At 64.1% G+C, this 24,104-nt stretch carries 23 protein-coding genes; 11 read left to right on the forward strand and 12 right to left on the reverse strand.

The genetic code is table 11. The features are described from left to right. The 6 genes from VLT15_06125 to VLT15_06150 all read right to left on the reverse strand — a co-directional run. Positions 1–407, reverse strand: a 407-nt coding sequence (locus tag VLT15_06125) for a DUF87 domain-containing protein (GenBank protein ID HSR44789.1), incomplete at its 3' end; no start/stop codon positions are given. A 12-nt stretch (positions 408–419) separates the two neighbouring features. Further along, entirely contained in the window at positions 420–938 is a 519-nt protein-coding gene (locus VLT15_06130; GenBank protein ID HSR44790.1) for a hypothetical protein, read from the reverse strand. Between the two features lie 92 nt (positions 939–1,030). Then, the gene (locus VLT15_06135) at positions 1,031–2,161 is read right to left on the reverse strand and encodes an aminotransferase class V-fold PLP-dependent enzyme (protein HSR44791.1); all 1,131 of its coding nucleotides are present in this window, start codon (positions 2,159–2,161) and stop codon (positions 1,031–1,033) included. A gap of 75 nt (positions 2,162–2,236) precedes the next feature. Beyond that, positions 2,237–3,106 (reverse strand): NUDIX hydrolase, encoded by an 870-nt coding sequence (locus tag VLT15_06140; GenBank protein ID HSR44792.1) that lies wholly within the window; start codon positions 3,104–3,106, stop codon positions 2,237–2,239. 2 nt (positions 3,107–3,108) lie between these two features. Continuing rightward, the gene (locus VLT15_06145) at positions 3,109–3,384 is read right to left on the reverse strand and encodes a hypothetical protein (protein ID HSR44793.1); all 276 of its coding nucleotides are present in this window, start codon (positions 3,382–3,384) and stop codon (positions 3,109–3,111) included. A gap of 6 nt (positions 3,385–3,390) precedes the next feature. After that, positions 3,391–3,957 (reverse strand): LOG family protein, encoded by a 567-nt coding sequence (locus VLT15_06150; GenBank protein ID HSR44794.1) that lies wholly within the window; start codon positions 3,955–3,957, stop codon positions 3,391–3,393. Positions 3,958–4,050: 93 nt separating this feature from the next. Between VLT15_06150 and VLT15_06155 the strand changes: the two genes are divergently transcribed. The 10 genes from VLT15_06155 to VLT15_06200 all read left to right on the forward strand — a co-directional run bounded on the left by VLT15_06155 (position 4,051) and on the right by VLT15_06200 (position 17,804). Beyond that, positions 4,051–5,484, forward strand: a complete 1,434-nt coding sequence (locus VLT15_06155) for a TldD/PmbA family protein (GenBank protein ID HSR44795.1) — start codon at positions 4,051–4,053, stop codon at positions 5,482–5,484. Further along, a complete protein-coding gene (locus VLT15_06160; GenBank protein HSR44796.1) occupies positions 5,481–6,812 on the forward strand; it encodes a metallopeptidase TldD-related protein in 1,332 nt (443 codons plus the stop codon). The genes VLT15_06155 and VLT15_06160 overlap by 4 nt, the downstream gene beginning before the upstream one ends. Positions 6,813–6,839: 27 nt before the next feature. Next, positions 6,840–7,910, forward strand: a complete 1,071-nt coding sequence (hisC, locus tag VLT15_06165) for a histidinol-phosphate transaminase (protein ID HSR44797.1) — start codon at positions 6,840–6,842, stop codon at positions 7,908–7,910. 77 nt (positions 7,911–7,987) lie between these two features. Beyond that, a complete protein-coding gene (locus VLT15_06170) occupies positions 7,988–10,546 on the forward strand; it encodes an MMPL family transporter (protein ID HSR44798.1) in 2,559 nt (852 codons plus the stop codon). Positions 10,547–10,633: 87 nt separating this feature from the next. Beyond that, positions 10,634–11,071: a hypothetical protein gene (locus VLT15_06175; GenBank protein HSR44799.1), complete on the forward strand. Its 438-nt coding sequence runs from the start codon at positions 10,634–10,636 to the stop codon at positions 11,069–11,071. Positions 11,072–11,215: 144 nt separating this feature from the next. Then, positions 11,216–12,718 (forward strand): histidine ammonia-lyase, encoded by a 1,503-nt coding sequence (gene hutH / locus VLT15_06180; protein HSR44800.1) that lies wholly within the window; start codon positions 11,216–11,218, stop codon positions 12,716–12,718. Positions 12,719–12,815: 97 nt separating this feature from the next. Beyond that, entirely contained in the window at positions 12,816–13,826 is a 1,011-nt protein-coding gene (locus tag VLT15_06185) for a branched-chain amino acid aminotransferase (GenBank protein ID HSR44801.1), read from the forward strand. 80 nt (positions 13,827–13,906) lie between these two features. After that, entirely contained in the window at positions 13,907–15,565 is a 1,659-nt protein-coding gene (hutU, locus tag VLT15_06190) for a urocanate hydratase (GenBank protein HSR44802.1), read from the forward strand. A 3-nt stretch (positions 15,566–15,568) separates the two neighbouring features. Further along, entirely contained in the window at positions 15,569–16,915 is a 1,347-nt protein-coding gene (gene hutI, locus VLT15_06195; protein HSR44803.1) for an imidazolonepropionase, read from the forward strand. A gap of 103 nt (positions 16,916–17,018) precedes the next feature. Beyond that, entirely contained in the window at positions 17,019–17,804 is a 786-nt protein-coding gene (locus tag VLT15_06200; protein ID HSR44804.1) for a glycerophosphodiester phosphodiesterase, read from the forward strand. A gap of 188 nt (positions 17,805–17,992) precedes the next feature. Here the strand turns inward: VLT15_06200 and leuD are convergent, their stop codons facing one another. The 4 genes from leuD to VLT15_06220 form a co-directional block, all read right to left on the reverse strand. Next, a complete protein-coding gene (leuD, locus tag VLT15_06205; GenBank protein ID HSR44805.1) occupies positions 17,993–18,598 on the reverse strand; it encodes a 3-isopropylmalate dehydratase small subunit in 606 nt (201 codons plus the stop codon). After that, positions 18,595–20,004, reverse strand: coding sequence for a 3-isopropylmalate dehydratase large subunit (gene leuC / locus VLT15_06210; GenBank protein HSR44806.1), 1,410 nt, complete (start codon positions 20,002–20,004; stop codon positions 18,595–18,597). Before leuC ends, leuD begins: the two co-directional genes overlap by 4 nt. Before the next feature lie 64 nt (positions 20,005–20,068). Beyond that, on the reverse strand, positions 20,069–20,749 hold the full coding sequence (locus tag VLT15_06215) for a hypothetical protein (protein HSR44807.1): 681 nt from the start codon (positions 20,747–20,749) through the stop codon (positions 20,069–20,071). Beyond that, complete coding sequence (locus VLT15_06220; protein HSR44808.1) at positions 20,746–21,273, reverse strand: macro domain-containing protein; 528 nt, start codon at positions 21,271–21,273, stop codon at positions 20,746–20,748. The genes VLT15_06215 and VLT15_06220 overlap by 4 nt, the downstream gene beginning before the upstream one ends. A 45-nt stretch (positions 21,274–21,318) precedes the next feature. Between VLT15_06220 and VLT15_06225 the strand changes: the two genes are divergently transcribed. Next, positions 21,319–21,843: a hypothetical protein gene (locus tag VLT15_06225; protein ID HSR44809.1), complete on the forward strand. Its 525-nt coding sequence runs from the start codon at positions 21,319–21,321 to the stop codon at positions 21,841–21,843. Here VLT15_06225 and VLT15_06230 read toward each other — a convergent pair. Continuing rightward, a complete protein-coding gene (locus VLT15_06230) occupies positions 21,834–23,168 on the reverse strand; it encodes an MFS transporter (GenBank protein HSR44810.1) in 1,335 nt (444 codons plus the stop codon). The two genes, VLT15_06225 and VLT15_06230, sit on opposite strands and share 10 nt — an antisense overlap. Positions 23,169–23,195: 27 nt before the next feature. Beyond that, positions 23,196–24,017, reverse strand: a complete 822-nt coding sequence (locus VLT15_06235; GenBank protein ID HSR44811.1) for an HAD-IB family hydrolase — start codon at positions 24,015–24,017, stop codon at positions 23,196–23,198. Positions 24,018–24,104 lie beyond the last annotated feature (87 nt).

Consider the following 24,104-nt stretch of genomic DNA (forward strand, 5'->3'; position numbering starts at 1 on the left):
AGCTCGTCGGGGGTGATCTCTTTGCGGCGGGCCTCCCCCTCGTCGATCCACGGGCGGAAATCCGACGGCCGGAACTGCGGGAAGTTGAGCAACAGGTTGCCCATGTCCCCCTTGGGGTCGATGATCAGCGCCGGGATTCCAGAGAGAAGCGCCTCTTCGAGCGTCACGATGCCGAGGCCGGTCTTGCCGGAACCGGTCATACCGACGATGACCCCGTGGGTCGTCAGGTGGTGGGATTCGTAGAGGACCTGGTTGCCGTCCCGTTCGCCCGTGCCGGGATCGAGCGTGCCGCCCAGAAAAAGCTCACCTCTACCGACCTCGACCACGCCCAGCTCCTTGCTCGTTGTGTCGGGGATTGTATCCGGACGCGCAGAGGCGGCCCATCGGGCCGCCTCATTCGCGCTCACGTGCCGGAGGGTTTAGGGGATCGTGACACTTCCGGTGGTCGTTGCTGAGCCGCCGGGGCCGCTAACTGAGAGGTCGATCTGGTAGGTGCCGCGTGGCAACCCCTCGATCTGTGCTGTAGCTCCCGCAGCGCTTCTTGGGGAGGTCTGGTCCCCGGTTACGTACCAGATGTATGTGTCGATTTGGCCTGTCGAAGCATTCCCATCTAAAGCGAGCGTACAGGTGATACCGATGAAGTCGTCGACGCAGGTGCTCAGGGATGTGAAGTCCGCCGTTGGGGCAGGGGTCCCGGTTCCCGTGGGAGGTACTTCTGTTCCGCAGCCTTCGACGGAGTTGCTCCCATCGATGGCATAGTCCTCATGAGCCAGATGGGCCGGAAGTGCTTTCACGCTCACGTTGATGACATGCCCTATCCCATCGTCGTCGAAGTGACAGATTTCCACCTTCTTCTCCGGCGCCGGTTTCGCCGCCGCGATGAGCGGCACGGCCACCAGGCCCAAGATGATCATTCCTACAACCGTGATGCGTCGCATCGGGTGCTCCCTCCGCCGGGCTAGTCATGTTGTGTGTGCAACTACTAGCGAGTATTCGACGGATCGAGAAAAACCTTTAGCGCGGGCCGCAATCAGCCGATAAGGGCGGCCTTCAAGGCCTCCTCGAGCTGGTTGAGGTCGTCGAGGTTGTTGAAGAAATGGGGTCCGACCCGTATGCCGGCACCCGGCCGGCCGTCGACGATCACCCCTCGCGAGATGAGTTCCGCAACGACTTGCTGCTCGTTGGCGACCCCCAGTGTGACGGTCCCGCCGCGCAGTTCCGGTCGGCGGGGACTGCGGACCGGTATGTCCAGGCCGTCTGCGATATCGATAACGCGCTGGGTCATATCCAGTGAGGTGGCGCGGATCGTCTCCATCCCGACCTCTCGCACAGTCCGGTAACCCGCCCGGGCCGCGTACCAGGCCGGCACGTTCGGGGTTCCTGAGAGGAACCGCCAGATCCCGTCGGCGTACTCGATTCCGCCCGGCCGGAAAGCGAACGGCTCGACGTCGGCCTGCCATCCCACCAGGCCGGGCCTCAGAACATCGTGGAGGTCCGGGCGCACATACAGCCATCCGGCGCCCGGCCCACCGCAGAGCCACTTGACCGACCCGCCGACGGCGAAGTCGACGTTGAGTTCGGTCAAAGAGAAAGGGAGAGTCCCGGCCGACTGGTAACAGTCCAGAACCACCATTGCACCCATTTCGTGGGCGTGTTCGGTTATGGCCGCGATGTCCTGGATGTAGGCGCTCTTGAACAAGACGTGGCTGAGCGCGACCACCGCCGTCCGGTCGTCGATGGCGTCCAGGAAAGTCTCGGTCGGCACGGTGATACCGTCCCAGCTGCGGGCCAGCTTGATCTCTGCTCCCCGCACGTTCTCCCACAGGTACATGACCGACGGGAAGTTGAGCTCAGAGAAGGCGACCCGGTTGCGCGGCTCCTGCAGGCGGAAACAAGATGCCACGACGCCTTCGGCCACGGTCACGTTCTGCATCATGGCAATGGATCCCGTCGGTGCTCCGACGATCGGGGCGATCTCGTCGCCGACGGTGACCGAGGTCTCCCACCACCCCTCCCTCCATGCCTCGACACCACGCGTCGCCCACTCGGTCGCATACCGGGCGAGTTCGTCCGAGGCGGCTTCGGGCATCGCCCCGAGCGAATGGTTCACCAGGTAGGCGCGGTCGTGAAGTATCGGGAAGCGATCTCGGAGGATGTTCATGGGATCAGTCTACGGGTCGAAGCCCCTGCAGGTTCGGGCCATCGCCCGAACCCGGACGGGGCGTGCGAAGCGCCGTCATGCAAACGGCGGTATGTACCTGGCCGAAGGAAAGGTGCCCTCGACTACATCGATAGCCCAGATGGATCCCTTTGCGAATTCGACTTCGCTCTCGAGAACCGTTCCGGACGCCGATAGGCGCTCGAGCAGCGCCGGGATGATGTCGCCGTGGGAGCACAGCGCGGCCGGCGTGTTGCCGAGTTTCCTCATCAGTTTCTCCAGGCGTTTGGAGCCGCTCCCTTCGAGCAGTGCGCCGCTCCTCTCGACCTTGAGGCCGAGAAGAGCGGCGGCGGGTTCAAAGGTCTGGCGGCAGCGGACGTAGCTGCTGGAGAGCAATCTCTCGACCTGGGCGTCGGCGAGGAAGGTGCCGATCTCATTCGCCTGTTCCCACCCGCGATTGCTCAGCGGCCGCTTCACGTCCTCGCCTTTCCAATCCTTTCGCCGCCCGGCGGTGGCATGTCGGACCAGGTAGATCCGACCAGTCAGGTTCCACCAATTCTCTTGGAGTGAAGTGACGAGGTCGATGTCGTGCTGGTAGGTGAGGATTCGACCGGCGACGGCCGGCGTCGCCCAGACGACTTCATCGACCTCGTCGTTGGGGGCGAAGCTTCCGCCTGTCGCTTCCATGGACCAGTAGTGGACGCGTTTCACCTTGCCGTTGTCGAGGCCGTACCGCATGGTTCCGACGGGTACTCCCGGCTTGCAGACCATTCCGGTCTCCTCGCGGACTTCGCGCAGAGCGGCCCCGAGATCCGACTCTCCCTTGTCGAGCTTGCCTTTGGGAAGTGTCCAATCGCGGTAGCGGTCACGATGAATGAGGAGTATCTCGATTTCGGCTCCGGTGGAGCGCCAGACGACGCCACCGGACGCCAGGACTTCTTCGACCAACGTCAACCTCGCTGACGGACGCTGTTTCGCCTGAACAGGCGAGGCGGCCGCGCAGGTTCGGGCAGGTCGCGCAGATCGATCGAGACGCTGCCGCACACCGAGCATGAACTGCGCTGTATCCCGCCACCGATCGGTTGCGGCGTCTGGTACCGATGCTCGCCCCTTCTGCAGGCGCGTTCGTGGACCCGAAAGACCGTGTCGAGGAACGTGCGCGCCCGGTGCCGGCCCACCAGGTTCCGGCGTGGGCGGGTCGGCGAGGTTGGGACTGTCTCAGTCATGGTCGGCTACTTCTGAGAGTAGTGGCCGGGGGATTCAAATGGCGGCATCCGGGCATCGATCAACGCCACAGCCGCCTCTACCGAACTCACACAGGTCACCAGATCGCCGTTGGTCGAGACGCCTTTGGTGAGCAGTGGAACGAGGTCGGACCACGGAGATCCGACGGCGATCAATGGGATGGGAGCCTTCCCCGAAAACTGGGCTACGAAGTTGACGTTCCAGGTCATCACCAGTTCGGTCAATGTCCCGAGGGATCCGGGTAGCGCGATCGCCGCGTCGGATATGTCGAGCATGGTGCCTATCCGCCGAACCAGGTCCGGCGCCGGCTGCTCGCTGGTCAGGTACCGGTTCGCTCCGGATCTTCCGGGGAAGACCGTCGGTGCTGTGACCCCGATCACTTCACCACCTGCCCCGGCTGCACCGGCAGAAACTGCTTCCATCAGCCCGCCGTAACCGCCGTTGATGACCGTGTGGCCGCGTTCGGCCAGAAGGCCTCCGAGCCTGACGGCGTTTTCATAGTCGACATCGCCCGGTTCTGATTGGGACGAGCCGAACACGCTGATGCGGGACATGACCGCAGCAGGTTAGACCCTTCCGCGCGCACGCGAGTTGGATCCCCCGAAGCGCGAGGTCGTAAGCTGCGCCAACGCGCAACGGGAGGCAAGTTGTTCGAGATTTCATCGGCGGCCGTCGAGGGGGCGTTGAGCGCGGGTGCTTCATATGCGGACGCCCGCACCGTGGTAACGCGTCATCAGCGTTTGGGGGCGGCAGACGGTCGCATCGAAGCGATCGTCGAGGATGAGAAAGCAGGCGTCGGCGTCCGCGCACTGATCGGGTCGTCGTGGGGCTTCTACGCGGTCAACGACTTCGGGAAGGCGCGGGAGGCCGGAGAGAATGCGAGTGCGATCGCCAAGGCCTCTGCTCGCGTGCCGGGCCGGCTGCTGCCGCTGGCGGAAATCCCGATAGTCGAAACCGCGTTCGCAACGCCGGTCCTCGAGGATCCGTTCGGCGTTGGCATCGGGGAGAAGGCCGACCTGCTGGTTCGGGTTACGTCGGAGATGCTCGACGCGCCCGGCATTTCACGCACGAGCGGGAAGCTCGAGTTCTGGGATACCGACAAGTGGTTCGTCTCCTCGCAGGGACACCGGATTCACCAGAACATCGTCGAGTCGGGCTGCGGTATGGATGCTTTGGCGATCGGTGAAGGCGAATCGCAGATACGGTCGTATCCCCAGTCATTCGGGCAGTACGAGACCGGCGGGTTCGAAGTGATCAGGAAGTGGGATCTTCCCGCTCACGTCGGCCGGGTGGCGGAGGAAGCCGCCTCTCTGCTCGGCGCCGACCAATGCCCATCCGGGGTGACGGACGTCGTCCTCGAGGGAAGTCAGCTGGCGCTGCAGATCCACGAGTCGGTCGGCCATGCAGTCGAGCTCGATCGCATCCTCGGCTGGGAAGCCGCCTTCGCCGGAACATCGTTTCTCGATCTCGATCAACTCGGCTCGCTCCGCTACGGCTCGGAGCTCATGAACGTCACTGCAGACGCAACCATTCCGGGGGCTCTGGGGACGTTCGGTTTCGATGATGAGGGAACCCCCGCACAAAGGGTGGCGATAGTCGAGGCGGGGACCTGGGTGGGAGTCCTCTCGGGGCGCGACACCGCCTCAATCGCCGGACTGCCTCCGGGCGGGATGGTGAGGGCCGATGGTTTCTCGCGCATCCCCATGGTCCGCATGACCAACGTCGGCCTCGAACCCGGCCCGCACTCGCTCGAGGAAATCATCGCCGACACCCGGCATGGGATCCTGATGGACGTGAACCGATCATGGTCGATCGACGATCGCCGGCTGAACTTCCAGTTCGGCTGTGAGGTCGGATGGGAGATCAAGAACGGCCGGCTCGGACGAATGCTGAAGAACCCCACATACACAGGGATTACACCCAAATTCTGGGGTTCGATGGATCGTCTGGCCGGCGGTGACCAGCGGGTCCATTGGGGAACACCCAACTGCGGCAAGGGTCAGCCCTTGCAGGTCGGACACACCGGGCACAGTGCTGCTCCGGCGCGTTTCCGCGACGTACGGGTGGGGGTGCTGGGATGAGCCGCTTCGTTGAACTCTGCGAAGACCTTGCCGGACGGGTTCCGGAAGGCCTCGAAGCGCAGGCTTCCTTCAGGGGAAGCCGCAAGGCTCTGACCCGATTCGCGAACTCGTTCATTCACCAGAACGTGCAGGAGGAAGGTGGCGTCCTGACTCTCGAGATCGTCGACGACGGCCGGCCGGCCAGGGCGGCCACGACGCTCACCGACTCTGATTCACTGAATCGGCTGGTTGCTTCCGCCGTGACTGCCGCCGCATTGAGTCCCGTTGATGTGGACTGGACAGGTTTTCCGCCCCACAGCGACATCGGTGACGTCCACCATCACGATCCGGCGACGGCTTCTGCGGATCCCGACGAACGGGCGGCAGTGGTCGCCGATTTCATTTCCGCAGGGCAGGGTTTGTCCGCTGCCGGCTACTGCGACACGACCGAGGAGATCATGGCAATAGCCAATCATCGCGGCCTCCGTTATGAGGGAAGGGCGACGTCGGCGTTCCTCGACGGAATCCACAGGACTGGTGGCTCTGCCGGAAAGGCCCATCGCGGGTCCCGATCGCTCGCCGCCCTCGACGGTCGCGAAGCCGGTGAGGAGGCTGCCGCCATCGCCCGCGCTTCCGTGGGAGCGATCGACGTGGAACCCGGCACCTATGAGGTGATCCTGCGACCCGGTTGCGTCGCAACCATCGGAGCGTTCGTCGGCTTGTTCGCCTTCGGCGGCAAGGCAGCCTCAGAAGGACGTACCAGGGCCGTGCCCGGCACCGCTCAGTTCGATCGGAAGATCTCGATCCGCGACGACGTCACGGATCCGGCTGCTCTGGGCATTCCGATCGACGGGCAGGGAACGCCGAAACGGCCCGTCGAGCTGATCACGAACGGAGTGAGTCGAGGGTTCGTCCACGACCGCCGCACGGCCGCCCGAATGGGCGTCGCATCGACCGGCCACGACTGGGAGTACTCGGCCCAGTTCGGCCCGGCGCCTACCAACCTGTTCATCGAGGGCGGCGACGGCTCCGAAGCCGAGATGATCGCTTCTGTGGAGCGCGGGCTGCTGGTGACCGAGTTCAACTACTGCCGCATCCTCGATCCGACCACTTTGTATGTCACGGGACTGACCCGCAACGGAACCTTCTTGATCGAAGGCGGGAAGGTGACCAAAGCGGTGTCGAACCTGCGGTTCACCGAGTCCTTCTTCGACGTTCTCCGTCAGGGCAACGTATTGGCCCTGGGCGATGACGCCCGTGCGGCGGATTCCGAGTACGGACCCGGGATGGTGCACGCCCCGACCATGCACCTGGCGTCGTGGAACTTCACGGGTGGCGCCGGGGGATAGTCGCGCGCGACTCGTTACTCTGAGCCCATGCCCCGATTCCGAGCCGACCTCGACCAGATAGACCTCTATACGCCGGGTCGGTCAATCGATGAAGTTGCCGCAGAGTTGGGAATCCGCGACGTTGCCAAACTGGCTTCCAACGAGTGCCCGTTTCCGCCCTGGCCGGAAGTATTGGAAGCCATCGCGGCAGCCGGCGAAGGGGTCAACCGCTATCCAGACAACGACCAGCGAGTGCTCCGGTCCGCAACCGCCGCCCACCTCAACGTGCCGGAGGACCACCTGTGGTTCGGGGGAGGGAGCTCGGACCTCTTGCGAGCCACCGGCCTGGCGATGGGCGGCTCCGGCACTTCGACGGTGTACGCGACTCCGTCGTTCGTTCTCTATCGAGTCATCACGCACATAGCCGGCGCCGAGCCCATCGAGGTTCCGCTCACTGCCCGGTGGGTACACGACCCGCCGCGCCTGGTCGAAGCGATAAGGAGCGACACGACCCTCCTCTACTTGTGCAATCCGAACAACCCGACCGGCACATACCTTTCGTCCAGCGATGTGAAATGGATCATCGACCGGGTGCCCGACCGGGTGCTGGTAGTTGTCGACGAGGCGTACATGCACTACGCCGACGCGCCGGATTTCTCCACAGCCGTCCCCCTGGCGCTGGAACGAGACAACGTGGTCGTAACACACACCTTCTCGAAGGTCTACGGCCTCGCCGGGCTGCGCGTCGGCTACGCCGTCGGTTCGCCCGCCACCATTCGGGTGCTGCGCAAGACACAAGCGCCATTCCCGGTCAACGCGATCGCGCAGGCGGCTGCCACAGAGGCTCTTCGCCGGCAGGCTCGTCTTGCCGAGCGGGTCGCCCACAACAGCCGTGAGAGGTCGAGGGTTTCGGCGGCCCTGGATCACCTGGGGGTTGAGCGGGCAGACAGCCAGACGAACTTCCTGTTTCATCGGTTCGCCGACGATCCGTCGGCCCTGGCTCCCCACGGTGTGGTCGTCCGCCCGGGAGTCGGGGGATGGGTTCGCACGACCATCGGCACTGAGGTCGAGAACGACCGGTTCCTGGAGGCTCTGCAGGCCGTCGGCAGCGGTCTGTGAGATTTTTCGTATACCGGGCAGACTCCTAGTCTCGTAGTAGCGACATCACCTTCCCCACCATGCCTCTGGAGTGACCCGTGGAAAGAATCATCAGGCTTCTAGCTCGCGTCGTTCGGAAGTCGCCCTGGTCGATCGTTATCGCCTCTCTCGTAGTCACGGTCGCCCTCGGTTCCTTCATCTCCAAACAGGAGACGACTCAGGGAAACGAGGGCTTCGCTCCCGATGCTCCTGAGTGGACGGCCTCTCTGACGATCGGCGAGAAGTTCAGCTCGAACAGCGAGACGCCGATGCAGGTCCTGTTTGAAGCGAACTCCGGCGACGTACTGACTGTGGACGGATTGCAAGCGTATGCGGCTGCGACCGCAGCAGTCCGCGAGAGCGAGGCGGCACCGTACCTCTCAGAACGGCCGGACGGCGCGATTCAGGGGTTCTTCGGACCGTTGCTGCAGGGTCTCGAGGCGCAAGGAGTCTCGGTTGCCGATCTGGCGGATGACGGTTCGGTCAAAGGGGGATTCAGTGATTCTCTGGACCAGCTCCCTCCGGAGTTCGCAGGGTACTTCACCCAGTTGCTCTCCTCCCAGGGCACCGACCTGAGCGTCCCGTCCTCGAGCGCAGGTTTGATGGTCGTTTGGATGAACGTTGCCGACCTCGACGAGGTGGGCATTCAGGAGATTCAGTTCGACCTGGCCGAGAAGCTGCGAGCGGCATCATCGGATGCGGTGTCGGTGCAGCCCTTCAGTTTCTTCTTGCTCTTCGAGGATCAGGACGTATTCCTCGACGAGATCGGCAGACTGTTCGGAACCGCCTTCGCGATCATCCTCCTGATTCTCGGTTTCGTCTACTGGGTGCACCCGAAGGGGAGGATGACCAGAGCCCGTGCGTTCCGGCGGTCGGCGGCGGACGTGGCTTTGACCATGACCGCGATCATGATGTCGATATCCTGGATGCAGGGCGTGGGCGTGCTCCTGGGTCCCGGCTATCTCGGATGGATCGGCGCGTTCTCGGAGATGCTGCAAATCCTGCCCATTCTCCTGATCGGCCTGGGTGTTGACTACGCCATTCATCTGAACTCCCGCTATCGCGAGGAGATGGGTGCGGGTGTCCCCGTCGATCGAAGCGCCGGACTCGCCACCCGCACCGTCGGCGTGGCGCTGGTCCTGGCGACCGTGACGACCGGCGTCGGGTTCCTAACCAATGTGACCAACCCCGTGCCGGCCCTCAGGGATTTCGGCATCCTCGCCGCCATCGGAATCGGCTCGGCCTTCTGGCTGATGCTCACCTTCTTTCCGGCAGTCCGAATGCTCCTCGATCGGCGTGCCGAGGCCGGCGGGCGCCTCCCGATCGAATCGTTCGGAAAGGGCGGGGACAGGATGCTCCCTCGCCTCATGGGGAAGGCCTCGGTGTTTGCCGAGAAAGCACCCATTCCCACTCTCATCGTGGCCTTCGTTCTCGGCGGGTTGGGAGTCTTCGGGACGACGCAGTTGTCCACGGAGTTCAGCTTCACCGATTTCATCCCGGAAGGATCGGCAATCCTCGAGACGGTCAACGCACTCGATGAGCAGTTTGCCGGTGGTTTCGGTGAGCGGACCCAGGTTCTCATAGAAGGAGACGTCGCAACTCCGGCAGTGCACAACGCGTCCGTTGCCGCATGGCAGGCCATGGCAGACACAGAGCATGTGATCGGTTCGGGCGGAACCGCCGCCGTGGAGTTCCCGGCCAGGATCATCTCATATCTCGCCACGCCGCCCGATTCCGGCGGTGGGCCGCTCTTCAACGCCGAGTTCTCGCAGTTCGCATTCGCCGCCGGCCTTCGGCAGGACTTGACCGTCTCCGCCGATACCGACGTCGTCGCGCTCTATGAAAGGGCTTCGGAACTGGCTCCGGATCAGATGGCCGCAGTACTGGCACGTGCCGATGACGGATCCTACGGCTTCGTGGACATGTCGATCTCGACCAATGCCGGCGAGGGTGCAGTCCAGCAACTCGCCGCCGACCTCGCCCTCGACCTCGAGCCCGTGTCGGCCATCGAAGGGGTTACCGCGGTTGCTACAAACGAGAACATCATTTCGCAGGTGGTCGTGACTTCGCTGTCGGAGTCGCAGCTGAGGTCGCTGCTGATCACGCTGGTTGCGGCAGGAATCCTGCTGGTGCTCAACTTCCTCATCGAGGCACGGCGGCCGTTCCTCGGAGTCATCACGATTCTGCCGGTAGCGCTGGTCGTACTGTGGACGTTCGGAATGATGGCGTGGACCGGGATTCCGTTCGGCCCGGTGACGGCCACGATCTCGGCTCTCGCGATCGGTATTGGTGTCCCGTACACCATCCACATCACACACAGGTATCAGGAGGACCGCCAGCGCTTCGACGATCCTGAAGAGGCGATCCATTCGACCACGCGTCATACGGGTGGCGCCCTGGCGGGTTCTGCCTTCACGACGGTCGCCGGTTTCGGAATCCTGGTGACGTCCTCGCTCGTACCGTTCCAGCAGTTCGGCGCAGTGACGGTCTATGCGATCAGCTTCGCGTTGATCGCGGCCGTGTTCGTGCTGCCCTCCATGCTGGTCCTGTGGGACCGCTGGCACCGGGAACGCGGAGAGCCGGTGGTCGAGCACCGGGACATCGCTCCAATCGACTGATCGTCATCTCCGGTTCGACCGGCGGCTCGTGCACGCGAAGGACGGTGAGTTGTTCCCCGGGGTTGCCGTTCGTGGCAGGATGAGGGAGTGCTCCTTCACGACGATTTCGAGGTCTGGTACGGGTTCAGGGAGGCTGCAGTTCCTCCCCCGGATCACTTTGAGTTCGAGATCCATCTCGGTCCAGATGACTGCGGCGAGATCGCCTACCGACCGGACTATCCATCTGATGAGACACCACGCTGGGAGTGCCGCTTCCACTGGCCGGAAGAGCGACGCTCGAGACTCCACGCCCTGATGGTCGGGCACATGGTGTTCGATTCCCGGTCTGTCCCCCCTCCCGACGACGATTCGGCAGGGGGCGCACTGGAGTCGATGGAAGTCCGTTCCGATGGGCGTTCGTTCAACTACCCGTGGCGGACGCCGGGCCTCGTACCTTCCGTCGTGGTCGAAGAGGTGCGGTCGAGTGTCCCCGCCTATGTCTGGAGCAAGCTAGAAGAGAAGCAGCGGGCCTACGGCCAATCGTGATCCGGGTTTCTCAGCAATGCTGTTGCTCTCCACGGACCACAGTATTGCTGAGAAAAGTGACACAGGTTTCTCGGCAATGTAATCGTTCTCCACGGACCACAGTATTGCTGAGAAACGGGGGCGGGCGACTGATAGCCTCGCAACATGAACGTGACCATCGACGGCGGACCTCTTGGCATTGACGAGGTAGTAGCCGTTGCGGAGGGTCGCGCCGAGGCGGTTCTTCATCATGGTGTCCGTGGGCGGATGCTTCCGGCTCGTGACATCGTTGAACGAGCGGTTGCGGAAGACAGGACCCTTTACGGCGTCACGACCGGCTTCGGTGCCCTGGCCTCCAAACGGATCGATCGGGCTGAGGCCGAGGATCTCCAGGTCCGGTTGCTTCGTTCCCATGCCGCCGGTGTGGGCGACCCTCTCCCAGACGAGCTGGTGCGCTCGATGCTCCTCCTACGGGCCAGGACGCTTGCCCAGGGCCACTCAGGTGTCAGGCCGATCATCGTCGAGCGCTACATCGAGTTCCTCCGTGAAGGGCTCCTGCCCGTGGTCCCCTCTCAGGGTTCAGTCGGGGCGTCCGGTGATCTGGCCCCTTTCGCGCACCTGGCGCTTCCGATCATCGGAGAAGGCTTCCTGAAAGATGGCGACGTGGTCGAACCGGCCGCCCGGGTGCTGGCCAGACACGGGCTGGCGCCGATCCGTCTCCGGGCCAAGGAGGGTCTGAGTCTGCTGAACGGAACCGAGGGAATGCTCTCGTTCGGGGTTCTCGGCCTCCATCGTGCCCGCCGTCTGGCTTCGGCGGCAGATCTCGGCGCGGCGCTCTCCGTGGAGGCCTTGATGGGCAGCTCTCGCCCCTTTCGCTCCGAGGTCCATGCGTTGCGGCCTCACCCTGGTCAGCAAGTTTCTGCAGCACGGATCGCGCACCTGCTCGACGGATCCGGTATCGGGCAGAGCCACCAGGATGATTTCGTCCACGCGGTACAGGATGCCTACAGTCTGCGCTGCGCCCCTCAGGTTCACGGCGCAGTCTTGGACACGCTCGAGCATGCCGGTGGGGTCTTCGACAGGGAGTTGGGTTCGGTCGTCGACAACCCGATCGTCTTCCCCGAGACCGGCGAGTTGGTTTCTGCGGGCAACTTCCACGGTCAGCCGCTCGCCTTTGCCCTCGATTTCCTGTCGATTGCAGTAACCGAACTGGGCAACATCTCAGAGCGACGAACCGACCGGATGCTCGATCCCGAACGGTCGAGCGGACTTCCGGCCTTCCTTTCCCCGAGGCCCGGAATCAACTCGGGCTACATGCTCCTCCAGTACACCGCAGCGGCCCTGGTCGCCGAGTGCCGGGTGCTGAGCCATCCCGCCTCAGTTGAGTCGATCCCTACCTCCGGCAGCCAGGAAGATCACGTGTCGATGGGGTGGGGCGCCGGCCGCAAGTTGTGGCAGGTGCTCGACAACATCAGCCGGGTTCTGGCTGTGGAGATCCTGTGCGCGGTTCAGGGAATCGAATACCGCCGGCCGCTCGAACCCTCTCCCCGGATAGCTGCGGTCGTTCGTCGGGTTCGAGAGGTGGTCCCTCCCCTCGAGGATGATCGCGTGCTCTCGGACGAGATCGAAGCCGTCGCCGACATGATTCGGGCCGGCCACCTCACCTAGCCCGTTTTCGCGCGACATTCAGCCCCTATGAGTGCCGAATGTCGCGCGAAAACGGGGGTTCGCTAAAGTGCCGGGGCCCATTCCGAAGGGAGGCACCATGTCAACTGCAGCACACGAGTCCGCCCCCTTCGGCGCGGTATTCGTCGAGAGGCTCTCGATGAGCTGGTGGGACGGCGAGAGTTTCGCCGAACCCCATCTCGAACCCGTCGGCCCTCTTCCGATTCATCCGGCCGCCCATGTGCTCCACTACTCGAGTTCGGTCTTCGAAGGGCTCAAGGCGCACCGCGGCATGGACGGCGATCTGAGGTTGTTCCGGCTCGACCGCCACATCGAGAGGATGCAGCAGAGCGCCAGACTGCTTTGCCTTCCGGCGCCGGACGCTGAGCTCCTCGAGACGATGATCATCAGCGTCGTCCTCGATGCGAGGGACGCCATCCCCGAGCCGCCCGGTTCGCTCTACCTCCGTCCCACCTTGATCGGCACCGAGGCAAACATCGGCGCGGCCGCCGCCCCCAGCAAGCAGGCCTTGCTCTACGTGCTCGGATCCCCCGTCGGCGACTACTTCTCAGGTGGTATCCGCCCGCTCAAGGTAGTCGTGGAGGAGCATCGACCACGCTCCACGCCTACCTTCGGCATGGCCAAGACCGGAGCCAACTACGCGGCCGCCCTCGGCCTCATCATGGAGGCCAAGCACACACACTCTGCCGATCAGGTGCTGTTCGCGCCGGGGGGTGATGTCCAGGAGACCGGCGCCGCCAACTTCATCCTGCTGGACGACGACCGCGTGCTGACCAAACCGCTGGACCCGTCCTTTCTACCGGGGGTCACGCGGGATTCGGTGCTCGTCATCGCCCGCGATCTCGGGTACGAGGTGGTCGAGGCGGACTTCACGATCGACGAGATGCTGCGGTTCGTCGAACGGGGCGAAGCTGCCTTGTCCGGAACGGCGGCCGTGTTGGCCGGTGTCGGGAAGATCCTCCACGATGGACGGGAGTATCGCGTGGGAAGCGGAGAGGTGGGCCCCAACACGCTGCGCCTGCGCGCCGCCCTGACCGCTCTTCAGACGGGCTCTGCTCCGGATATCCACGGCTGGATCCGTTCGATCTGATTTCGGTTTCTCGGACCGGCCGACGGCGTCTCGCAAACGGCGCGACGAACTAGCGTTGAGGCAGGCAAAGGAAGGCAGACATGAGCGGGCCACGACTCATTCGCGCCCCACGCGGAAACGAGATTTCCACGAAGGGATGGCTGCAGGAAGCCGCCCTGCGGTCGTTGATGAACAACCTCGACCCCGAGGTCGCCGAGAACCCCGATGAGCTCGTCGTCTACGGCGGCCGGGGCAAGGCAGCCAGAAGCTGGGAGGCGTTCGATGCGATCGTTCGTTCGCTGCGCTCGCTCGAGAACGACGAGACGTTGCTCGTGCAGTCTGGGAAACCGGTCGGCGTGTTCCAAACCCACGAGATGGCCCCGCGCGTTTTGATTGCCAACAGCCTGCTCGTTCCCGACTGGGCCGACTGGGAGAACTTCTGGGAACTCGAAGCCGCCGGACTGATGATGTACGGCCAGATGACGGCCGGGTCGTGGATATACATCGGCACGCAGGGGATCCTGCAGGGAACCTATCAAACGTTCCTGGCCATCGCCGAGAAGCGTTTCGGCGGATCGCTGCGGGGCACTTCAACCCTCACCGCGGGATTGGGCGGCATGGGCGGCGCGCAGCCGCTCGCGATCACCATGAACGATGGTGTAGCGCTCTGTGTGGAGGTCGACCCGACTCGAATCCGGCGTCGGATCGAGACGGGCTACCTGGACCTCGCCGCCGCCTCGCTGGATGAGGCGCTGGCACTGTGCGAATCGGCCAAGCGCGAGGGGAGAGGGTTGTCGGTCGGGGTCGAGGGAAACGCCGCCGAGGTGTTCCCCGAACTGCTGCGCCGGGACGTTTCCTTTGACATCGTCACGGATCAGACCTCAGCACACGATCCTCTCAACGGATACGTCCCGCGCGGCCACAGCGTGGAGGAAGCAGCCGGACTCCGGATCGAAGATCCCCGGCGTTACATAGCCGAGGCCAGGGAGTCGATGGCGGCCCACTGTGAAGCGATGGTGGGATTCCTGGAACGTGGTTCGGAGGTGTTCGACTACGGGAACAACCTGCGCGGCGAGGCCGTGTTGGGCGGTTTCGAAAAGGCCTTCGCCTATGAGGGCTTCGTTCCGGCCTATATCCGTGATCTCTTCTGCGAGGGTATGGGGCCGTTTCGTTGGATGGCTCTGTCGGGAGACCCTGCCGACATCGCGGCCACCGATCGGGCCTTGCTCGACCTCTTCCCGGACAACAGGGGCCTCCATCGCTGGATCGAGATGGCTGCAGAGCGGGTCCATTTTCAGGGCTTGCCCGCCAGAATCTGCTGGCTGGGCTACGGCGAGCGTGACAAAGCCGGCGTCGCTTTCAATGAACTCGTCCGGAAGGGTGTCGTAAGTGCTCCGATCGTCATCGGTCGGGATCATCTCGACTCCGGCTCGGTGGCTTCGCCGTACAGGGAAACCGAGGGCATGGCCGACGGGTCGGACGCGGTCGCCGATTGGCCGATTCTCAACGCCCTCCTCAACACCGCGTCCGGCGCAGCCTGGGTGGCGGTTCATCATGGAGGCGGGGTCGGAATGGGCAAGTCGATTCATGCCGGCGCCCAGGTGGTGGCCGACGGGACCGACGAGGGTGCTCTCCGGCTGTCCCGGGTACTGACCAACGACCCGGGCACCGGTGTGATGCGGCATGCAGATGCCGGCTACCGGATCGCCAGAGACGTGGCGAGAGACCGTGGAGTGACTATCCCGATGCTCGAGGCATAGGCGTTGGCGCGTCGAATCTGCAGTTTCTGTGCCAAACCTGAAGATCAGGTTGCACACCTCCTCGCCGGGCATCGTGACGTCGCGATTTGTGACGAGTGCGCCCGCCTTGCCGTCGAAATAACCGGCGAGCACGCGTTTGAGCAAACTTCCGGTGACCTGTTGCTCACGGGCATCGGGCTGATGATCACGAACGACCCCCGTCAGAAGGGACCGATCGAAGGTGGAGCCATCGCGGTTCGCGGTGGGAACATCACGTGGATCGGTCCCGAACGCGAGCTTCCGTCGAGATACCGGTCGCTGATCACTCTGGATTGCGGAGGGCGGACGGTCCTTCCCGGATTCGTGGACTCACACACCCATCTCGTCTACGACGGGGATCGAGCCGAGGAGTTCGGCCGCCGGATGCGTGGCGAAGATTACGAGTCGATCATGGCGGCCGGTGGTGGAATCCAGGCCACAGTCGCGGCGACGCGGGCGGCAGGGCCCGACCGGCTGCTGGATCTGGCGCTGGAACGAGCCGACCGGATGCTGTCCCTCGGCACGACCACCGTAGAGATCAAATCGGGCTACGGACTCGACACCCTCACCGAACGGCACATGCTCGAGGTCGCCGGCGAGATAGGGCGCCGCCTCCCCATCGACGTGGTCTCCACGTTTCTCGGAGCCCATGCAGTCCCGGAGGAGTATCGACGTGACCGCGATGCCTACCTATGGCTCATCGAGGAAGAGATGCTGCCGGCGGTCGCTCCGGTGGCCGCCTATTGCGACGTCTTTTGCGATGCAGGAGTCTTCTCGGTCGACGAGGCCCGCCGTGTGCTCGCTGCAGGTCGTCGGCACGGGCTTCGTCCGCGCTTGCACGCCAACCAGCTGGGCGACACAGGTGGCCTCGAGCTGGCGGTCGAGATAGGGGCCATATCGGCCGACCACCTGGAGCATGTAACCGTCCGGCAGGCGTCGTTGCTGGCAGATGCCGGCGTGGTGGCGGTACTTCTTCCGGCGGCCTCCCTGTCCATGCGATCCAAACAGGCTCCCGCTCGTCTGCTTCGAGACGCGGGAGCGATCATCGCCCTGGCGACCGATTGCAATCCCGGAACGTCGAACGTCGAGTCGATGCAGTTCGTGGTGGCTTTGGGGGCGCTGGAGATGGGCTTGACGGTCGAAGAGTCGATCTGGGCGGCGACCCGCGGGGGAGCACTCGCCGTCGAGGAGCCGGACAAGGGCTGGTTGCGGGTGGGGGCCGTTGCCGATCTACATGTGTTGGACACGGACAACTACATCGACATCGCATACCACCCGGATCGATCCGCAACCTGGAAGGTGATCAAGGACGGCCGGGTGGTAGTCGGTTGAGAGCGGATCTCAATCCCTGCCAGACCGCCACGCTCGTCGCCGGGCGCGACTCGGGTGGGTCTGCTCTTTACGGTGCCGGGCGTTCGTTGTACTTTCTTGGTTCATGAAGCCTTTCTTCCTGCACGAACACCCGATTGCGATGGCGCATCGGGGAAGCCGCGTGCTGTGGCCGGAGAACACCATGGTTGCTTTTCAGGGGGCGGTTGATCTGGGTTTTCGCTATCTGGAGACCGACCTGCACGCCTCGGCAGATGGTGTTCTCGTTTGTTTTCACGATGACACGCTCCAGCGGACGACCGATGCCACCGGGCAGGTCGAGCACCGTACGTTTGCCGAACTGGGGAGGATCGACGCCGGCTTCCGCCACGACCCGCTGGGCGGTTTCCCGTTTCGGGCCAGGGGAGTGGGCATACCGTCTCTGGAGGAGGTGGTGGTGTCCTTTCCTGATGTGCATCTGACCCTCGACCTGAAGCAGTCGGGCATAGAGAGCCTGCTCGCGGAGTTCATCGACCGGTTCAAGCTCCATGACCGCGTCATCGTCGGATCGTTCAAGGACGGTCGGATTGCGAGGTTCCGCCGGCTGGCGGGATCATCCGTGGCTTCATCTTCCGGCCCGTGGGAAACGCGCGCCATCTGGGCCGCTTCGCGGGTAGGGCGATCGTTGAACATCCGCGCGGACGCGATGCAGGTACCGGTGTCTTACGGACGGACGACGGTGGTCGATGCCAGGTTCGTGCGTGCAGCTCACGAAGTCGGCAAACAGGTGCACGTTTGGACCATCAACGAAGCGGAGGAGATGCACCGGCTGCTCGACATGGGGGTCGATGCGCTGATATCGGACCGGCCGGACGTCCTGAAGCAGGTGCTGAGGGATCGGTCCAACCTCTGATCGGTTCTCTGCAATAACCGAGGCCCCGGCAGGGGGTGCCGGGGCCTCAGGTGTGCACGGCCTCTTGTTCGGCCGGCGCCAGGGAAAACCCGACCGCAGGCGACGTGCACATCAGGCCTCCCGTCGGCATGTGCCCGGAAACCTAAACGTTTCTTCGACGGCATTTGGTGGAGCGGACGGTAACCCGGCTAGCCGACGACCGGTTTGTGGCTCGGTCGGGCCGCCTCGAACGAGTCGACCAGTGAGGAGTGCTCCATCGTGATCCCGATGTCGTCGAGCCCCGCCAGCAGGCGATGCCGTACGAATGGGTCGAGGTCGAAATCGGCGGTCAGGCCGGGCGCCTCGACGACCATGTCGACCAGGTCGACGGTCACCTCGGCGGCCGGATCCTCTGCGGCCAGATCGAGTAGATACTGCACTTCCTTTTCGGAAAGGACGACCGGCAGCAGGCCGATCTTGGTGCAGTTGGTGAAGAAGATGTCCGCGAAAGAGGGGGCGATGATCGCCTCGAATCCCCAGTCTTGCAGGCCCCACGGAGCGTGTTCCCGCGAGGACCCGCACCCGAAGTTCGGCCCGGAAACGAGCACGGAGGCTCCGGCATACTCGGGCTTGTTGAGTACGAAGTCGGGGTTCAGCTCGCCATCCGGCTTGCGTCGCCAGTCCCAGCAGACGAACTCGCCGTAGCCCGTCCGCTGTGTGCGTTTGAGGAACTGCTTCGGCATTATCTGGTCGGTGTCGACATTCGCCCGCGGCAGCGGTGCCATGGTTCCGACCACCTTCTGGACGGCTTTCATGTCATGCCTCCCCAGGTGCGGACGTCGACGAATCGGCCGGCGATCGCGGCCGCCGCGGCCATCTCGGGACTCACCAGATGTGTCCGTCCGTCCTTGCCCTGTCTTCCTTCGAAGTTCCGGTTCGAGGTCGAGGCGCACCGGTCGAAGGGGTCCAGGATGTCCGGGTTCATTCCCAGACACATCGAGCATCCGGCATCCCTCCACTCGAATCCTGCCTCGATGAAGATCCGGTCCAGCCCCTCTGATTCGGCTTGAAGCTTCACCAGTCCCGAACCGGGGACGACGATCGCCGAGACATTGGGCGCCACGTGTTTGCCCTCGATGACGCCTGCCGCCGCCCGCAGATCCTCGATCCGGCCGTTGGTGCAGGAGCCGAGGAACACCTTGTCGAGTTCGATCCCGATGATCGGCGTGCCGGCTTCGAGACCCATGTACTCGAGGGCCCGTGCCGTCGAATCTCGGTCTATGGGCTCGTCGAAGTCTTCCGGGGAAGGTATCGAACCGGTGACCGGGAGGGTCTGTCCGGGATTGGTTCCCCACGACACATAAGGCTCGAGGTCGGATGCATCGATCGATATCTCATGGTCGAAAGCCGCTCCTTCGTCGGATTGGAGCGATTTCCAGTATGCGACCGCCTCCTCCCAATCCTGGCCGCGCGGAGCCCTGGGGCGGCCCTTCAGGTAGGAGATGGTGGTGTCGTCCGGAGCAATCATTCCGGCGCGTGCTCCGGCTTCGATGGACATGTTGCAAATCGTCATTCGCCCTTCCATCGACAACCCGCCAATGGTGGATCCCCGGTACTCGATGACGTAGCCGGTGGCACCGGCTGTGCCGATCCTGGCGATGATGCCGAGAATGATGTCCTTGGCGGTAACACCCGTGGGGAGGTCGCCGTCGACGTTGATGGCCATCGACCTGGGTTTCGACTGCGGAAGGGTCTGGGTTGCCAGCACGTGCTCGACCTCGGAGGTGCCGATGCCGAAGGCGAGCGCCCCGAACGCGCCGTGCGTGGCCGTGTGGGAGTCGCCACAAACGATCGTCATCCCGGGCTGGGTGATCCCCTGCTCGGGTCCTATGACGTGCACGATCCCCTGCCGGGGGTCATCCAGGCCGTAGAGGGTGATGCCGAACTCGGCGCAGTTGGCGATCAGTGCGTCGATCTGCTGCTTCGAGAGGGGATCGGTGATACCGAACTCGCGACCGGTCGTCGGCACTCCGTGATCTATGGTGGCGAGGCTGAGATCCGGCCGCCGTACCCGCCTTGATGCCAGCCGCAAGCCGTCGAACGCCTGCGGCGATGTGACCTCATGTACGAGGTGGAGGTCGATGTAGAGAAGGTCTGGTTCCCCCACCGCCGAGTAGACGACGTGGTCGTCCCAGACCTTGTCGAGAAGCGTTCTCTTCAAAGGGCATCCTCCTGTGAAGGCGACAGCGTAGCGGAGGCTCCGTTCGTGTCATGGCCGGCGCTCCTCACTGCGGGGCGGGATCTTCTTCCCTCATGCCGCCGAAGATCGGGTCCAGCACGTCGGCCAGATCCCCCAGGCCCGCCGCCCGCGACTCGGCGACCACGAGAACTGCTCCCTCCCAGTCCGAACGCATCAGGCGGTGCTGCGCATCGAGCCAGTAGGCCGCTCTCTTCTCGCCTTCGTGATACTGATCGATCCGCCACCACTGCCCGTTGATGGCCTCATCCCAGCCGACGGACACGAGATGCGATTCATCGGCGGCGCGCCCCGTCCGGTCGTCCAGAACCCTGATCGCCTTGAGGTGGCCTGCTTCGAATGGGATTCGCACCAGAACCGGATACAGCGCGAAGCGGGGGATCGTCGTCTCGTCCTCACAGGTGTAGCTGACGGGCTCTGCGTCTCCGATGGCGAACGAGTAGGCGGTCCAGGTCGGTTCGGGCGGGGCCGTCAAAGACAAGCTCCCGTGCCAGGAACCGACGAACCCTGCCTCCGCCAGCGCCAGGGTTTCCTCGACGAGGAGGGAATCTGCCAGGTGGGTGATGATTCGCCGTCGGGCACCGATGTGGTTGCTCCCCTGCTGGATCCTCTCCCAGATCGTCCCCGCGTCGAAGGCGGGCGGTACCCGGCCCCGATCCCATTTGTCCGAGGCACGGCGGAAGACCCTGGATACCCGTCCCTCGGTCACGACACGGCCTTCTCGAAAGCTGCAACGGTCGCGGTGTCGTATCCAACGAGCCGCACTTCGTCGATGGCCCCCGGGTGTCCGTCCAACCAGCGACGGCAAGCATCGGCGATCACCGCCGTCGCCTCTTCCAGCGGGTATCCAAAGATTCCCGCCGAAATAGCGGGCATTGCCACCGTCCGCGCGCCGATATCCGCAGTCGCGGCCAGTGCCGCCGACACGGCGGCCCGGAGGAGCTCCACGTTGTTCCCCCCGCGACGGTATCGGGGTCCGACCACATGGACGATCCACCCGGCCGGCATCGCACCCGCCCGGGTGATCGCGGCACTGCCGGAGGTGAGCGGGCCGTTGCGGCGGATCCAGTCGTTGGACTCTTCCTGCACGACCCGGCCACCGGCACGCACGAGCGCCGCCGCCACCCCGCCGCCGTGAGCGAGTTGCTCGTTGGCCGCGTTGACGACGACGTCCACGTCCTGTTCTGTGAGGTCCCCGTGCACCACGCGGACCGATCCGGCAGACTCACTCATAGCGTCAGGCTACCGATTGTCCGGCCGCGTCGATACAGTCGGAGTATGAAGACCCTCGTTTCGGTCGCGTTTCTAGTCATTGAGGTCGGCGGCGTCTTCGGCCCTGCCTCCGCCGATGCGGTGGCAGTCTCCAGCGGTGAGATCGAGGTGACCATCTCGGTTGTGGTCGATGGCGCGCCGGCGACCGTCGTCGCCCACCTGGTGGACCCCGGTGACGATCGCTCCATCGTGACCCTGATGAATCGAGGTGAGGGAGAGTATGCGGGTACTGCGCTCACAGAGCGTGCCGACCTCGTTGTGATCTTCGAGGCCATCTGGGCGGACGGATCCTCGAATCTGTCCAGGCGAGTGGCGCTGGTCGAGCTCGGAGTCGACCCTGCGGTGCTGCTCGATGAGGCGGCTGCAGGGCAGGAGGACCGAGTCGTCGCTCTCGACGCTGCTACCGAACGCTGGGGTTGGGCGGCTCTCGCCCTCGGTGCCTCGTCGCTGTCGCTGCTCGCGTGGTGGGCGCTGGCCGACTATCCGAAGCTGCGACGTTCTGAACCGGACGGGTCGCCCGATCAGACCTGATCGGGAGAGCGAACCTCGGCTTCCTCTCTTGCCCGCTCTATCTGACGCGTGTTGAGGACGGGCAGGGCCGCCAGGAAAAGCAACGCGTAGACGACTCCTCCAACATAGAAGGGCATGCGCAGTGCAAGGTCGCGGGACCACACGCCCTCCACCAGCGTGACTATCGCCCCTCCGGCCAGCATCCCCAGCGGCATCATCCCCCAGGCAAGGAAGCGGTAGACGCTATTGACCCTTCCGAGGAGTTCGTCGGGGATGATCGTCTGGCGCAGTGAGACGGTAATCACATTCCACAGCACCGCCAGAAAGCTCCCCACGAAGAACATGACCCACACGACGATCCAGCTGGAGGTGACCCCGGTCAGTACGAGGGTGACCCCGGACCCGAGGAGCGTGAGAAAGAGGGAAGACCCCGGGCCGATGGCTTTGCTCACGCGGGGAGCAGTGAAGCTTCCTATTACACCTCCAACAGCACCGGAGGTCATCAACAGTCCGAACTGGGATGCGTCGAGTTCGAGGATCTCCTGGACGAACAGCACATAGGTGGCGAGTGCCATCGAGAACATGGCGTTCATCACGCCGAGGATGATCCCCATCACTCGTAGCAGACGGTGTTTCCAGAGCCAGGCCAGTCCTTCCTTGATCTGACCGATGAACGACGGCCGGTCCACAGCCTGCTCGACGACGAACGATCCGCGCAGGGTGAAGAGGAGCGCGGCCGAGACGGCGAAGGTGACGGCGTCAACGAAGAAGGGGAGAGAGAACGCGACGGCGATGATGAATCCGCCGAGCACGGGGCCGAGCAAGGAGTTCATGACCATCTCGCCGCCCCACATCCGTCCGTTGGCCTTCTCGAGCAGTGCCTTGTCGACGATCGACGGCATCAACGTCTGGGCGGCGTTGTCACGCAGCACCTCGGCGAATCCAAACAACAGCGCCGACGCATAGAGCACGCCGAGCAGCAATCCGGCGCGCTCCGGGGTCGCCGATGTCCCGGCTGCGATCGCGTCGGGGGCGGCCAGGTCGGAGCCGGCCAGCAACACAACGAACGCAACCGCCAGTGTCAGAGCGAATCGGAAGGTGTCCGTCCAGGCGACCAGCTTCCGTCTATCGACCCGATCTGCGATGACGCCGGCCGGGAGCGTGAAGACCAGCCAGGGAATGCGGGTGGCGACACCGATGAGGGCTATCTGCAGCGGATCACGGGTCACCGCCGATGCGAGCCACGGATAGGCGACGGTGGAGATGCCGTCGCCGAAATTGGAGACGACGCTGGACGTCAGCAGGGTCCAGTAGTTCTTGCCGAGTTTCTGCTCGCTGCTGCTCAATGGACCCTCTCCCACGATGTCGAGAGGTTACAGACGACTGAGCCAGGAGGATTTTCTGCGTGTGCGCAGCGCCCACCAGATGGCGACCGAGCCGATCGCACCGGCTAATGCAGCTCCAGAGATCACCGGTACCGGCTTCGGAAGGGTTGCCAGCCGAGTTCGCAGTGTCACCGGCCGGTCGAACTCCATCACGAGCCAGTCGCGGTCCGACGCGATCTCTTCCAGCTCCTTGTCCGGATTCACGACCACCGGGTGTCCGACCGTTTCCAGCATCGGCAGGTCCGTGATCGAGTCCGAATAGGCGTAGGAATCCTCCAGGTTCAGGCCCTCTCGCTCCGCCAGTTCGAGGATTGCCTCTGCTTTTCCCGGTCCGTAGGCGTAGAACTCGAGCTCACCCGTATAGCGCCCGTCCGGGCCGGACTTCGAGCGTGAGGCGATTACGTCGTCGACTCCCAGGTAGACGGCCAGGGGGCGTACCACCTCCTCCGGGCTCGAGGAGATGATCACGACTTTGCGTCCTGCCCGGTGGTGCTCATCGATGATGGCCAGCGCCTCGGCATACACGAGTGGGGCCACGATCTCGTCCACGGTCTCTCGCACCAGTTCGCCGACCTGGACGCGATCCCACCCCTTCGTCAGCGCCAGGAGCTGCTCCCGCACCTTCTCCATCTGGTCGTGATCGGCCCCCACCATCACATAGACGATCTGGGCGATCCCGGCTTTGAGCAGCGCGCGCCGGTTGAGCAGGCCTGCTTTGTAGAGGGGGCGCCCGAACGCGAGGGTCGACGACTTGGCGATGATCGTCTTGTCGAGGTCGAAGAACGCCGCGGCGTGCGGCGGTTCGGACATCCCGCCTGATGGTGTGTGTTTGTCGATCACCGCTTGAGATTGTAAGCGATGAGCCATCAGCACGGGCCATGTGCAGCGCGCCCGGCC

The organism is Acidimicrobiia bacterium, from assembly GCA_035471805.1.
Classification (GTDB): Bacteria; Actinomycetota; Acidimicrobiia; order Spongiisociales; family JAHEDJ01; genus JAHEDJ01.

Coding starts and splice junctions, on each gene's coding strand:
- VLT15_06185 (HSR44801.1), top strand. CDS start 12,816: ATGTCAACTGCAGCACACGAGTCCGCCCCCTTCGGCGCGGTATTCGTC.
- hutH (HSR44800.1), top strand. CDS start 11,216: ATGAACGTGACCATCGACGGCGGACCTCTTGGCATTGACGAGGTAGTA.
- hutU (HSR44802.1), top strand. CDS start 13,907: ATGAGCGGGCCACGACTCATTCGCGCCCCACGCGGAAACGAGATTTCC.
- leuD (HSR44805.1), bottom strand. CDS start 18,598: ATGAAAGCCGTCCAGAAGGTGGTCGGAACCATGGCACCGCTGCCGCGG.
- hisC (HSR44797.1), top strand. CDS start 6,840: ATGCCCCGATTCCGAGCCGACCTCGACCAGATAGACCTCTATACGCCG.
- VLT15_06200 (HSR44804.1), top strand. CDS start 17,019: ATGAAGCCTTTCTTCCTGCACGAACACCCGATTGCGATGGCGCATCGG.
- VLT15_06135 (HSR44791.1), bottom strand. CDS start 2,161: ATGAACATCCTCCGAGATCGCTTCCCGATACTTCACGACCGCGCCTAC.
- VLT15_06150 (HSR44794.1), bottom strand. CDS start 3,957: ATGTCCCGCATCAGCGTGTTCGGCTCGTCCCAATCAGAACCGGGCGAT.
- VLT15_06130 (HSR44790.1), bottom strand. CDS start 938: ATGCGACGCATCACGGTTGTAGGAATGATCATCTTGGGCCTGGTGGCC.
- VLT15_06145 (HSR44793.1), bottom strand. CDS start 3,384: ATGACTGAGACAGTCCCAACCTCGCCGACCCGCCCACGCCGGAACCTG.
- VLT15_06220 (HSR44808.1), bottom strand. CDS start 21,273: ATGAGTGAGTCTGCCGGATCGGTCCGCGTGGTGCACGGGGACCTCACA.
- VLT15_06160 (HSR44796.1), top strand. CDS start 5,481: ATGAGCCGCTTCGTTGAACTCTGCGAAGACCTTGCCGGACGGGTTCCG.
- VLT15_06235 (HSR44811.1), bottom strand. CDS start 24,017: ATGTCCGAACCGCCGCACGCCGCGGCGTTCTTCGACCTCGACAAGACG.
- VLT15_06225 (HSR44809.1), top strand. CDS start 21,319: ATGAAGACCCTCGTTTCGGTCGCGTTTCTAGTCATTGAGGTCGGCGGC.